The organism is Nostoc sp. C052 (assembly GCF_013393905.1).
GTDB lineage: Bacteria > Cyanobacteriota > Cyanobacteriia > Cyanobacteriales > Nostocaceae > Nostoc.
On the sequence record NZ_CP040272.1, the window covers coordinates 707,825 to 720,789 of the forward strand.

At 41.6% G+C, this 12,965-nt stretch carries 10 protein-coding genes and 1 pseudogene; 9 read left to right on the plus strand and 2 right to left on the minus strand.

Translation table 11 applies throughout. The features are described from left to right. Positions 1 to 8: 8 nt before the first annotated feature. From FD723_RS02890 to FD723_RS02900, 3 genes are all read left to right on the plus strand, one after another. Positions 9 to 797, plus strand: coding sequence for a PP2C family serine/threonine-protein phosphatase (locus tag FD723_RS02890; RefSeq protein ID WP_179064014.1), 789 nt, complete (start codon positions 9 to 11; stop codon positions 795 to 797). Between the two features lie 6 nt (positions 798 to 803). Next, positions 804 to 2,525: a tetratricopeptide repeat protein gene (locus tag FD723_RS02895; protein WP_179064015.1), complete on the plus strand. Its 1,722-nt coding sequence runs from the start codon at positions 804 to 806 to the stop codon at positions 2,523 to 2,525. Positions 2,526 to 2,772: 247 nt separating this feature from the next. Then, complete coding sequence (locus FD723_RS02900; RefSeq protein WP_256875033.1) at positions 2,773 to 3,537, plus strand: 2-phosphosulfolactate phosphatase; 765 nt, start codon at positions 2,773 to 2,775, stop codon at positions 3,535 to 3,537. A gap of 64 nt (positions 3,538 to 3,601) precedes the next feature. Here FD723_RS02900 and FD723_RS02905 read toward each other — a convergent pair whose 3' ends face one another. After that, a complete protein-coding gene (locus FD723_RS02905) occupies positions 3,602 to 4,132 on the minus strand; it encodes a hypothetical protein (protein ID WP_179064016.1) in 531 nt (176 codons plus the stop codon). A 531-nt stretch (positions 4,133 to 4,663) separates the two neighbouring features. Here FD723_RS02905 and FD723_RS02910 point away from each other — a divergent pair. From FD723_RS02910 to FD723_RS02925, 4 genes and pseudogenes are all read left to right on the plus strand, one after another. Continuing rightward, positions 4,664 to 7,957, plus strand: a pseudogene (locus FD723_RS02910) (phycobilisome rod-core linker polypeptide); the annotation flags it as partial. A gap of 399 nt (positions 7,958 to 8,356) precedes the next feature. Next, positions 8,357 to 8,845, plus strand: a complete 489-nt coding sequence (gene apcA / locus FD723_RS02915; protein WP_179064018.1) for an allophycocyanin subunit alpha — start codon at positions 8,357 to 8,359, stop codon at positions 8,843 to 8,845. Between the two features lie 65 nt (positions 8,846 to 8,910). Then, complete coding sequence (apcB, locus tag FD723_RS02920) at positions 8,911 to 9,399, plus strand: allophycocyanin subunit beta (protein ID WP_179064019.1); 489 nt, start codon at positions 8,911 to 8,913, stop codon at positions 9,397 to 9,399. 223 nt (positions 9,400 to 9,622) lie between these two features. After that, positions 9,623 to 9,829 (plus strand): phycobilisome linker polypeptide, encoded by a 207-nt coding sequence (locus tag FD723_RS02925; protein WP_179064020.1) that lies wholly within the window; start codon positions 9,623 to 9,625, stop codon positions 9,827 to 9,829. Between the two features lie 80 nt (positions 9,830 to 9,909). On the opposite strand, the gene FD723_RS02930 is transcribed toward FD723_RS02925, so the two are convergent. Further along, positions 9,910 to 10,914 carry a hypothetical protein gene (locus FD723_RS02930; protein ID WP_179064021.1) on the minus strand — a complete coding sequence of 335 codons (1,005 nt, stop codon included), beginning with the start codon at positions 10,912 to 10,914 and terminating at the stop codon, positions 9,910 to 9,912. Positions 10,915 to 11,412: 498 nt separating this feature from the next. Between FD723_RS02930 and FD723_RS02935 the strand changes: the two genes are divergently transcribed. Continuing rightward, positions 11,413 to 12,183, plus strand: coding sequence for a class I SAM-dependent methyltransferase (locus tag FD723_RS02935; RefSeq protein ID WP_179064022.1), 771 nt, complete (start codon positions 11,413 to 11,415; stop codon positions 12,181 to 12,183). After that, positions 12,180 to 12,914 carry a TenA family transcriptional regulator gene (locus FD723_RS02940; protein WP_179064023.1) on the plus strand — a complete coding sequence of 245 codons (735 nt, stop codon included), beginning with the start codon at positions 12,180 to 12,182 and terminating at the stop codon, positions 12,912 to 12,914. Before FD723_RS02935 ends, FD723_RS02940 begins: the two co-directional genes overlap by 4 nt. Positions 12,915 to 12,965: the final 51 nt, after the last annotated feature.

Below are 12,965 nucleotides of genomic sequence, written 5' to 3' on the forward strand. Positions count from 1 at the left end.
GAAATTTTGTGAATTGGAAAGCTGTTGCACGTTCCGAGATTGGAACAAGTCATCAAAAACAGGGGATAGTTTGTCAAGATTATGGGGATTCTCGCATCTTTAAGGATGTGATTGTAGGCGCTGTTGCTGATGGTGCTGGTAGTGCTAAATATTCTGATGTTGGTTCTCGGTTAGCGGTAGAAACAGTACTCAAATACCTGGGAGGAATTAGTGAATATCTTCAGAAGCGCAAACGCTGTTGGCAAAATATTTCTCAAGAATTTTCGCAAACAGAAGCCGAGAATTTATTTACTAAAACTGTAAACAAGGTAATTGCTGAATTAGGCAAGAAAGCAGCTAAAGAAAATTATTCTCTTAATGATTTAGCTTGTACATTGTTGGTTTTTGTGGCAACTACTGACTGGGTTGCAGCTATGCAAATCGGGGATGGATTTATTGTAAGGCGTTCTGAAGATTCAGAATATCAACTGTTGTTTCAGCCCGATAAAGGTGAGTTTGCTAATGAAACAACTTTTATTACCTCAACAAATGCACTAAAAGCAATGCAGGTAAAGGTCTTTAACCAAAAACAAGAGTTTATTTGTGCTTCGACTGATGGACTAGAAAAAGTAGCAATTCGTTTGAGTGACTGGCAACCATTCTCGCCTTTCTTTAAACCTTTGGAGGAATACTTGCACGAACCTGTTAATGGGGAGGATGAAGATAAATATTTGATGGAATTCCTAAACTCTGAACGGCTAAATTCTCGCACTGATGATGATAAAACCTTACTTTTGTGCTTGTTTGATAGAGAGTAAAATTCGATGACAGTTTTCACCTGTGCCAGTACGGGGCAATCGATTACTCTGCTGGGTGAACCTAAAATTAGTGGTGAAGCTAAGGTTTGGCGAACTAATCGCAATGGTTACTTAGCGAAAATTTACCACGACCAAACTCCTGAGCATGTGCAAAAGTTGGCAGTGATGATAGCGCACCGACCCAAAGAGCCAAACTCTCACCTCAATCATATTTCTTTTGCTTGGCCTAAGTCGGTATTGAAAGATGCTCAAGGTAATTGTGTCGGCTTTTTGATGCCGGAAATTAAAGAAGCAAAAGAACTTATTGATGTATACAATACCAAGCGACGTAAGGCTTTGAAACTTGAGGTTGATTGGCGTTTTCTCCACACAACAGCGCTGAATATCGCCTCAATTATTGAAGCAATTCACATTTCTGGCTATGTTTTAGGTGACATCAAACCGCAAAATATTCTTGTAAACGATCGCGCCTTACCTTCAATTATTGATACTGATTCTTTTCAGGTTCGGAATCCGAAAAATAATAAGGTTTATCGTTGTTCAGTTGGTTCAGATGGCTTTACACCACCGGAACTGATTGGCAAAGATTTTGATAGCATTGATCAAACGGAAATACACGATCGCTTTCGGTTAGCAGTAATTATCTATCAGTTGTTGTTTGGTGGTCAAACTCCTTTTGCGGGAAAGTGGACAGGTACGGGAGACACACCACTACCTAATGAACTTATCCGTCAGGGTTTATGGATGTATGCACCAAACAGTTTGGTTCAACCTGTAGAAAGGACAATTCCTCTTGAGATTATTCACCCAGAGGTTCAGCGATGTTTTCTCAGATGCTTTAACGATGGTTATAAAAATTCTAACTTGCGCCCAACTGCTGGGGATTGGGTAAAAGCGCTCAGACTTGCTGTTAATGACTTAACTATCTGTGGAAAGGTAGACAGCCACTACTACAGCCAAACTTATGGTAAGTGTTATTGGTGCGATCGCTCCATAAAACTTGGTATTGATATATTTCCTAAAAAACAAACCTCTTACAAAGATAAAGATGCCGATGCCTACAACAACCGGGGACTTAGCCGTTATGTATTGGGAGATATAAAGGGCGCAATAAACGATTACAACCAAGCTTTGCGTATTAATCCTAATCATGCCGATGCCTACAACAATCGGGGGCTTGCACGTTCTACACTAGGAGACAAACAGGGAGCAATAAACGATTACAACCAAGCTTTACATATTGATGCCAACTTTACGCAAGCCTACATAAATCTGCTAATTATCCGTTATAAAATGATTGCTCTTATTTTAATAGGTTTAATAGCAGTTTTTTCACTTTCACTGATTATTTTTGCTAATAATTTGAATTCTGAAACAAATTCTAACCTTGATAAAGACTACGTTAACCGTTGTTCAGAGCATTTTCAATTGAAAGATTATACTGAAGCAGTAGATGACTGTAACGAAGCAGTTAAGATAAATTCTAATAATGATGAAGCTTACTTTTTACGAGGTGCAGCATATTTCAAATTGAAAGATTATACTGAAGCAGTAAATAACTGTAACAAAGCAGTTAATATAAATCCCAATAATGATAAAGCCTACTTTTTACGAGGTGCTAGTCATAGTATGAATAAGAATATGTATCAAGGAATGGAAGATTTTCGGAAAGCTGCAAGCTTAGGGAACGAAGAAGCTAAGGAAATCCTCAAAGATATTCAACAATAGAAGAAGGAATACATAAACCTTGACAGTCTGGTAAACCTAGCAATGTTGCTTTAACTGTACCATCTGGTTGATTTTCAATCAGCACATCATACATAATTTAACTTTGGTGCAGTTATCTGAGAGGTAGTTTTTACAGCTATATTCATAATATTTTTATATTTTAAGTTTTATATTTATTATAATATCTAGGTCAATTTAGCCTTGAGACAAATTAAGATCACTGACTTGGTTAATTTGTGGTTTGATTTTGATCATATTGTCTTTTGCGATCGCACCAATGATTTACAACCAATCAGAGTTTAATTTACGCTGTGAATGGGGGCCACAAGGAGTTGCTCAACTCGCTCCCATCAGTGATGTAATTGTAATAGTTGACATTCTCTCTTTTTCTACTTGCGTGGAAATCGCCACCAACAACGGTGCAATAATTTTTCCCTACGCAATGAGAGATGAATCTGTCATAGATTATGCCAAATCAGTCCGAGCAGAGTTGGCAAGTCATAGACAACGTTGGACTATAAGTGGATATTCTCTCTCGCCAAAATCGGTACTTCAGATTCCTGCTGGAACTAGACTAGTTTTACCATCACCTAATGGTTCTTTTCTGACTTTACATACAGGGAATATACCAACTTTGGCTGGTTGCTTGCGAAATTGCCAAGCGGTGGCGGAGTTTGCTCAAAAGTATGGTGATAAAATCGCTATAATTCCTGCTGGTGAGAGGTGGAAAGAAGATGGTAGCCTACGCCCTGCATTTGAAGATTTAATTGGTGCTGGGGCAATTCTCAGTTATTTAGATGGCAGTTTATCACCAGAAGCCGAAGTTGCTGTCACAACATTTCAGGCTTTCCAGAAGGATTTACTAGGATACTTGAAAAAATGCAGTTCGGGTAAAGAGTTGATTGAAAAAGGTTTTGAGTCAGACGTTGAACTGTCAGCCGCTTACAACGTTAGTGATTGCGTACCTTTCTTTACTGATAATGCTTATGTAAATTACACCCCACAGGCTTAATCAAACTCAAAAATTACGAATTATGTTAGCGAGTCCGCGAGCGTCATTACGAATTACGAATTAATTAAACGTCGCACTGATTAGTTTGGCAATATTTGGCATTATCTATAAACTCTTGCAACTTATTCAAGGGAATTATCTGTAATGATGACCCACCTTTTACCTCAGCAGCGATGTAAGCAAACTTTTGCCCACGATAAAACTGGTCACGTCCAACTTTGGTGATATATCGGGACTTCTGGAAGTCATTGGCAATATTAGAATTATAAATATTTTGTAACAGTTTCACTGCATTGGCATTTTTTGTGGTGAATTTGAGGCGTTTATCACCACTAACGGTTATGCCTTCTTTATTCACTGTCCCATTTTCAGAAGTGACATCAGCATAGAAGTATAAATTTCCCTTTGTACCCTCGTAACCGTGGGCTTCGCTGTTGTATCTCAGAGTTGGTAGCTGAGGTCTGGTCTTTGCCCACTTCACAACGGTGCTGATATTTTGCTCTGGAAGCGCATTTGCCGGAGCGACAGCTAAAATAATAGCGATCGCAGACAAAGTAACATTGAATAAATAGTTAAATTTACAACTCTTGTGCATAGTATTTACCCTATATCCAAATGCTGATAGTTACAGATTAAACCACCACAAATTAAGAATTATTTCCGGTACGGTGTTAGATGTGAATATGAATTTATCAGTAGCAAAAACAACTTAACATCGACTAATAACCACTGTCCAGTGACTAAGTACAAAATTTTATGAATTTGTAGCGAATTCTTTGCGTGCCTCTGCGCTTACCTCTGCGCCACTTTGCGCTTAAATAAAAAATTAATCAGCACACAGTTCCCAACCTACTACTTAGTTACAAAACTTAGACTTAATCTCAGACAAACTGGAGTATGCACTTTTAAGACTGGAGACATTTAAGATACATGTTCTACATACTTCTTAATAAATCCGCCTTGAGAACGCAAAACGTTCTAATCTAAAAGCTAACTGGGTTAATTTACTGGCAGTTTTGCAGGCAATACTCTCAAGCTCATAAAGCATAGACACACCGATGTGTCAAGCCTCAAAACAATCCAGACTTAACACATAAACGCTTATGATGGGAGTTTTACAAATCCGATGAGTGTTAAGGCGAGTGGTGGAAGCTCGGTTGCGCGTCCGCAACTATATCAAACCCTAACTGTAGCCACAATTACCCAAGCAGAGCAGCAAGACCGCTTCTTGGGAAATGGTGAATTAAATGAACTGGCAAGCTATTTTGCATCTGGTGCAAAGCGTCTAGAAATTTCCCAGACGCTAACGGACAATGCCGAGATTATTGTGTCTCGGGCTGCCAACCGGATTTTTGTCGGTGGTTCGCCAATGGCTTTTTTAGAAAAGCCCAGAGAAGCAGAACTAGTAACTGCTGGTGGTGGTAAAGATGTTAGAGAAGACCTCAGACTAGGAACCGTAACCTACGTTGAAAGTCGTGGTGGGTTCCTAGAAAATTTACGCTCAATCTTTAACTCATCCCCCAGCGGCCCGACACCCGCAGGTTTCAGACCAATTAACATTGCTCGTTATGGCCCAAGCAACATGGCCAAGAGCTTGCGGGATTTATCCTGGTTCTTGCGCTACGCTACTTATGCGATCGTTGCTGGCGACCCCAACATCATAGCGGTGAATACAAGGGGTTTGCGGGAAATCATTGAAAATGCCTGCTCTGGTGAAGCAACGCTAGTAGCTTTGCAAGAAATCAAAGCTGGGGCACTTTCCTTTTTCCGCAACGATGCTGAGGCTACAGAAATTGTGTCTCAGTACATGGATGTTTTGTTAACAGAATTCAAAGCAGCCACACCTTCAAATAAAGTGCGCCAACGCCCCTCTAGTGACCAGCAAGGGTTACAACTGCCGCAAATTTACTTTAATGCCGCAGAACGTCGTCCCAAGTTTGTCTTGAAGACTGGGTTATCAGCCACCGAAAAAAATGAGGTAATCAAGGCTGCATATCGGCAAATCTTTGAGCGCGACATTACCCGTGCTTATAGCTTATCCATATCTGACCTGGAATCCAAGGTGAAGAATGGCGACATCTCTGTGAAAGAGTTTGTCCGTCGTTTAGCTAAATCTCCCCTTTACCAAAAACAGTTTTACCAGCCTTTTATTAACAGCCGAGTCATCGAACTAGCTTTCCGTCACATTCTAGGACGGGGGCCAAGTAGCCGAGAAGAAGTACAAAAATACTTCTCGATTATTTCTAAGGGTGGTCTGGCAGCTTTAGTAGATGCCTTAGTAGATTCTGCTGAGTACAGCGACTATTTTGGTGAAGAAACAGTACCCTACCTGCGGGGTCTGGGTCAAGAAGCACAAGAATGTCGCAACTGGGGGCCGCAGCAAGACCTGTTTAACTACAGTGCGCCTTTCCGCAAGATACCTCAGTTTATTACCACATTTGCGGCTTACGAGCAACCGCTACCAGATCAACATCCCTACGGTTCTGGTAATGACCCATTGGAAATTCAGTTTGGGGCGATTTTCCCGAAAGAAACTCGCAACCCCAGCACCAATCCGGCTCCTTTTGGCAAGGATACCAAACGCATCCTGATTCACCAAGGGGCAGGGATTAATAACCAAAATAGTAATCCCAGAGCGCGGGGTGAAGCTCCTGGTACTCTTGGGCCTAAGGTATTCAAGTTAGATCAACTGCCTGGTACTAGAGGTAAAAAGGCTGCTAAAAATTCTAGCGTCAGATACTCCGAAAGCTCCACGCAAGCATTGATTAAAGCTGCTTACCTGCAAGTTTTCGGTCGCGATCTTTACGAAGGTCAGCGACCGAAGGTATTGGAAATCAAGCTGGAAAACGGCGACATCTCGGTGCGAGAGTTTATCCGTGGTTTGGCTAAGTCAGATGTGTTCCGCAATCTGTACTGGTCATCGCTGTATGTTTGTAAAGCGATCGAGTATATTCACCGCCGCTTGTTGGGTCGTCCGACTTATGGTCGTCAAGAAATCAACAAGTACTTTGATATTGCTTCAAAACAGGGCTTTTACGCGGTGGTTGATGCCATTATTAACAGCGTAGAATACAGCGAAGCCTTTGGTGAAGATACAATTCCTTACGAACGGTATTTGACTCCTGGTGGTGTATCCGGGCGACAATTGCGTGTTGGTAGTATTCGTGATGATATTGCCGCAAAAGTCCAGAAGGAAGTAACACCGAGCTTTGTGACACTAGGTACTGTAACAGAAAATCGGTCAGAACCAGATATTCAGTTCCGCATTAACCAAGGTGTCAGCAAGCAACGGGAACAAACCAAAGTCTTCAAGCTTGTGGCTAATACCAGTGACAAAGTTGCAGTCAAAACTTTGATTAGCGCTGCGTATCGTCAGATTTTTGAGCGGGATATTGCACCCTACATCGCCAAAAACGAATTTACAAAGTGGGAAAGCAAGCTGGGGAATGGCGAAATTAGTGTGAAGGAATTTATTGAAGGTTTGGGTTACTCTAACCTCTACCTGAAAGAGTTCTACACACCTTATCCCAACACCAAAGTGATTGAGTTGGGAACCAAACACTTCTTGGGACGTGCGCCACTAGACCAAGCAGAAATCCGCAAGTATAACCAGATTTTGGCTACTCAAGGTATTCGTGCCTTTATTGGTGCTTTGGTAGATAGTGTGGAATATAACCAGGTGTTTGGTGAAGATACAGTGCCTTACCGTCGCTTCCCGACCTTACCTGCGGCAAACTTCCCCAATACAGAGAAGTTGTACAACCAGCTTACCAAGCAAAACGATGACGTGGTTGTACCAAGCTTTAAGCCAGTACAAGCCCGTATCGGAGCTAGTAACGATACACCGCTAGTGCTACAGGCGATCGCAGATATCGCAGCACAAGCAAATGGTAAGCCATCCTTTGCGGAACTGGGTCGTTCCTACAACGATGGTAGCGGACAATCAGTGGAACAAGGTGTGCGTAAACATGCACGCATTTACCGTCTAACCGAAAACACCAACCAAGCCGAAAAACAACAGGCAATCAACGCCATTTATCGGCAAGTGTTGGATGTATTTAGCGGTGAAGTACCTGATAATTTCCGCCGTACTGACCTAGATAGCAAACTCCAGAATGGTGAAATTTCCGTCCGCGATTTTGTGCGTGAACTAGCTAGTTCCCAAATCTATCGCCAGCGCTTCTTGTCACCTTATCCTCATGCCAAGGTCATTGAGTTCCTCTTCCGTCATCTGTTGGGGCGTACACCCGCAACTCAGGAAGAAATTAGCCAGTACAACAAGCTGCTAGCCGATAGTGGTTTGTCCGCTGCTGTAGAAGCCATAGTCGAAAGTCCAGAATATAGCCGCTACTTCGGTGAAGATGTTGTGCCTTACAACCGCTTCCCATCTCTGCCAGCAGGTAACTACCTTGGCAGTGTAGCGGTTGATTAGGGAATAGGGAGTAGGGAGTAGGGAATAGGGAGTAGGGAATAGATTATTTCCCATCCCCAATCCCCAATCCCTGGTCCCCCATTCGTAACCTTTCGTAATACTGCTCTCAGATTGCTGCTAAAAGAGTAAATTCTGAAAAGCAATATTACAAAGTATTAAGAGCAGTCATAAATGCTCAACAGAATGCCGGAAAATGTTTTGCGGAAGGTAACTGAGTTTAAAAGCTAGTTGACTTATGTTGACTCAAGCAAACTCGTAATTTATTAGCCGTAGCAGTTGTAAAACGGTTGTGTCTAAAAGAACGAGAAAACAAACTCAGTAAACCAAATCTAAAGTCGCACCAGTTTAATCAAATCCTGGTTTCATTCGTACTGGAGGAATCCATTAATGAGTATTGTCACGAAAGCTATCGTGAATGCTGATGCAGAAGCCCGCTACCTCAGCCCTGGTGAGTTAGATCGGATCAAGTCCTTTGTTGCAAGTGGTGAGCGCCGTGTGCGGATTGCTCAAATTTTGACAGAAAATCGCGAACGTCTTGTTAAGCAAGCTGGCGATCAACTGTTCCAAAAGCGTCCTGATGTTGTGTCTCCTGGTGGTAACGCTTACGGTCAAGAATTGACTGCTACCTGTCTGCGTGACCTAGATTATTACCTCCGCCTCATTACCTACGGTATTGTTGCTGGTGATGTTACCCCCATCGAAGAAATTGGTGTTATCGGTGCCCGTGAACTGTACAAGTCCTTGGGAACTCCTATCGATGGTGTTGCTGAAGGTATTCGTGGGCTGAAGAATGGAGCTGCTACATTGCTCTCTGGTGATGACGCTAGTGAAGCTGGTGGCTACTTCGACTACCTAGTTGGCGCTCTTCTAGGATAAGTTGAAGCTGTTTACCTACTTAAACAGAAGTATTGCAATACGGTTGGAAATAAGGAATTAACAACATGGCTCAAGACGCAATTACCGCTGTCATTAACTCCGCAGACGTTCAAGGTAAATACTTAGACAACGCTGCTTTAGAGAAGCTAAAAGTTTACTTCTCCACTGGCGAACTGCGGGTACGTGCTGCTAGCACCATCAGCGCTAATGCTGCTGCGATCGTTAAAGAAGCTGTAGCAAAATCTTTGCTATACTCTGATATCACTCGTCCCGGCGGCAACATGTACACCACCCGCCGCTATGCTGCCTGCATTCGTGATTTGGACTATTACCTCCGCTACGCTACCTACGCTTTGTTGGCTGGAGATCCTTCCATCCTAGATGAGCGTGTGTTGAACGGCTTGAAGGAAACCTACAATTCCTTGGGCGTTCCCGTTGGTGCTACCGTGCAAGCTATCCAAGCAATCAAGGAAGTAGCTGCCAGCTTGGTAGGTTCTGACGCTGGTAAGGAAGTCGGTGTTTACTTAGACTATATCTCTTCTGGCTTAAGCTAAGAGCTAGTTTGCGCTTAAGAATTTAGGTGCGGCTTTATTAAGGTCTGGAAATCAACCGTGAGTGCTAGAACGTTAGATTGCTTATCTTGGTAAATTATCAGTGATGAGTGTTAGTGGTCTAGTATTGATGTTTGATTTCCAGCCTTGGAATAATTAAAAGATTTGCACTCAAGATTTTGAGATAAAAAAAGTTTTCACAAAATATACAGGAGATTTTCAAAACATGGCCCGTTTCTTTAAAATTACTGCTCTAGTTCCCAGCCAAACCCGAATTCGTACCCAACGCGAACTGCAAAATACTTACTTTACTAAGCTAGTTCCTTATGAAAACTGGTTCCGTGAACAGCAACGTATTCAAAAAGCAGGTGGCACAATTATCAAAGTGGAGTTAGCAACTGGTAAGCAAGGTGCTAATACTGGCTTGTCGTAATTCTGTAAATAGAATATTATTTTAGGGAATTGGTAAGAGGTCGAAAAAGACCTCTTTTTTGTAGCTCAGATTTTTGCAAATCAAAAGTTAAACATATTTAAAAGGCGATACCCACGAGTGTAAAGTGGAACTGGAGCGTCAGGATTCTGTCTATTCTTAGCTTGTTCAACAGTTTCATCAAACACAATTAGCGTTTCTTTCCCAACCTTCAGCCAGTCTTCATAAGGCACACTCATATCTTCTTCAATACCACCAATATTAGGTGCTACCATTGCGCGATAAGCTTCATTGAATTTCCTGCGGAACCGGAAATCTACTGAGATTCTTAGACCTTCAGTTTTCCTTCTTACTGTTTGATGCAATCCACGGGCATCATTAAAGTACATTGTGCCGTGCTGTAGTTGTGCTTCTGTGTAGGAGACAACCATTGGAATATCCCGACCTTCAGCGAAGTCTGACATCACGTGCATAGACGGTAGTTCCATTTCGCGGGGCATTTCACCTGCTTCGATGGTGATATTATCGATGTCACCAAATAGTGGCAGAACCACTACAGTTGCATCAGCAGCAACACCTGCCCAGACATCACTGTGACATTTTGAGCTAGCGAAGGGCAAACCCAACTTCTTGGCATCAGTCTTACCGTAGACCATGCGGAGATTGACTGGTAAATCCACTGCATCAATCAGGTCATTTGCTCCTAGTTGGTAAAAAGCCTCTGCGACACTTTTTTGAAAGAGGTTAAATGCCAAAATGTGTTCTCGCTTGGGCATCAAAAGACCAGTGCCGGTGTAGTTCGGTAAAGTACTTCTTGCTGCTAGTAGTCGTTCCAGCATTTCAGCTTCCGAAAGAATGATGGGACTATTCAGACACGCTGAAATATAACCAGCAGCAGCAATTCGGATTTGTTGGAATAACTCAGGCTTTAATGTGTGTTCAAACAGTAGTCGGTACTGTCGCTTTGTAGCAATTTTATCAGCAAGCTCATCAAAGAGGCGATCGCCTAGCTCCGAAAATGCGATCGCACGTTCATATTGTAAGCGATCGCGCACTGGTGATTCTGCTAACAGTTCTTCTAACATCATTTCTTCCAACGTTATTCTAAATTGGCTAAATAACTCATGCATCCAAAGCCATTTCGTTTTCAAAACGAATCTTGGCTATTACAAATTAACAAGGTTATTCTTTTTATACTTCGTAAAATATACTGTTTTATTTCTCTTATCTATCTTGATTAAAAGAGTTAATTTTAACTTATTTAATAAAGCATAGATGAAGTTGGAGCTTAAAAGCCAAACTATCTATATGTGAAGTTGCTGTTAACTAAGTAACAACGCAAGTTCATGAAGTTAAATATCATTTAGGTGTTTATATTTAAAGAAATTAACAAGATGGCACTTTTCAGATTAGCTACTTCTTTTAAAAGGCTAGTTTTTAAACGCAAAATCGACAAGTAAGCCAAAATCGGTAAAATCAACCTTATCAGTAAAACAAATTCATTATTAAATAATAGATATTCATGATTTTAGCCCGCTCGGACTAAATTCAGTAAGCGTAAATTAAGTATAAATCAATACCGATAAATGTCAAATGTGAATAACAAAAACTCAACTAAAAACTTATATAATCGCACAGCATCAGAATGGATTAGAGGAGAACCTACTTCCTTATCAGACTTTACCGCACGTCCTTTTGTACTAGAGCTTTGTAAGCCTGTCGCTGGGTTGCGAGTACTTGATATCGGTTGTGGTGAAGGTTATTGCAGCCGAGAATTAAGCCGACGTGGCGCTGCATGGGTACATGGAATAGACCTTTCCGAGAGTATGATTGCAGCAGCAAAATCGCAAGAAATAAAAGATTCGTTGGGTATTAGCTACCAAGTAGGATGCGCTACTAATCTCAAGCAGTTTGATGATAGCGAAATTGATTTAGTGGTCGCAGTGTTTTTATTTAACTATTTGACAATTGCTCAGACCCAAGAATGCATGGCAGAAGTTGCACGCATTCTTCGTCCGGGCGGTCGATTTGTATTTAGTGTTCCCCATCCATCTTTTCCATATATGCGGGAAGCAGCATATCCGTTTTATTTTCAAGTTGAGGGTTCAGGCTACTTCAGCAAGCGAGATCAACAGTTTCCTGGTCGTATTTGGAAACGAGATGGTTCTTGGCTAAATGTGCAATTGATTCACAAAACTCTTGAGGATTACTTTAATGCTCTGAAAACGGCTGGCTTCAATACGATGCCAATCTTACAGGAATTGCGTGTTACTCCAGAACATATCGCAATAGATGAATCATTTTTTAGCCCTTTACTCGATCAACCCCTCCATCTAGCCCTACAAATATCACGATGATACAGACATCTTCTTTAGTTAGAAATTCTTTTCATGAAATAGCAGTTAATCATCCTCTATGGAATCATGAATTCTTAACTCGCTGTCGGACTGGAAATTTATTTTTACCAGATATACAGGTACTAGCTGTTCAGATGTACAAATTCTCCAAAGAATTTAATCGGATCTTGGCTAGCATCTTGTCTTGCTGCCAAGATGAAAGTAGCCAGTTAGTCATCTTAGAAAACCTGTTTGACGAAATGGGACAGGGAGATATAACTCAGTCTCACCCAGAATTGTTTCGTCAATTTACCCGCGCCCTTGGTATTCACGACGAAACTCTGGCATCGCTACCCACTGCACCTGAAACTCGTGCCCTGATTGAAACTTATTTACAAATGCCACATAAGTACGGCTATTTAGCTGCACTTGGTGCCGTCTGTTATGCTTCCGAAGGGATTGTTAGTTCGCTATACACACAACTATATAAAGGAATTGTTGGCGCTGCTCCCTTACCCAAAGAATCCCTAATCTTTTTTGAAGTCCATATTGATGTGGATGATAGTCATGCAGCGAAGCTAGCAGCAGTGATTGAACCTCGAATCACTATGAATGAAGAGGATATCAAGGTAAAGCTAGCGATTGCAGAAGCTATGGATGCCCGTGTCCAATTTTTTAACGGCATTCAGCGTCAAATCTCCAAATATAGTTTGTATCCTGATTCATGGCTGCCTTTTGATGAATCGTTGTAGTTAGCCTGTCAAGATTAAGGTGAGCAAATTTGTAGTAAGCACTAAAATACT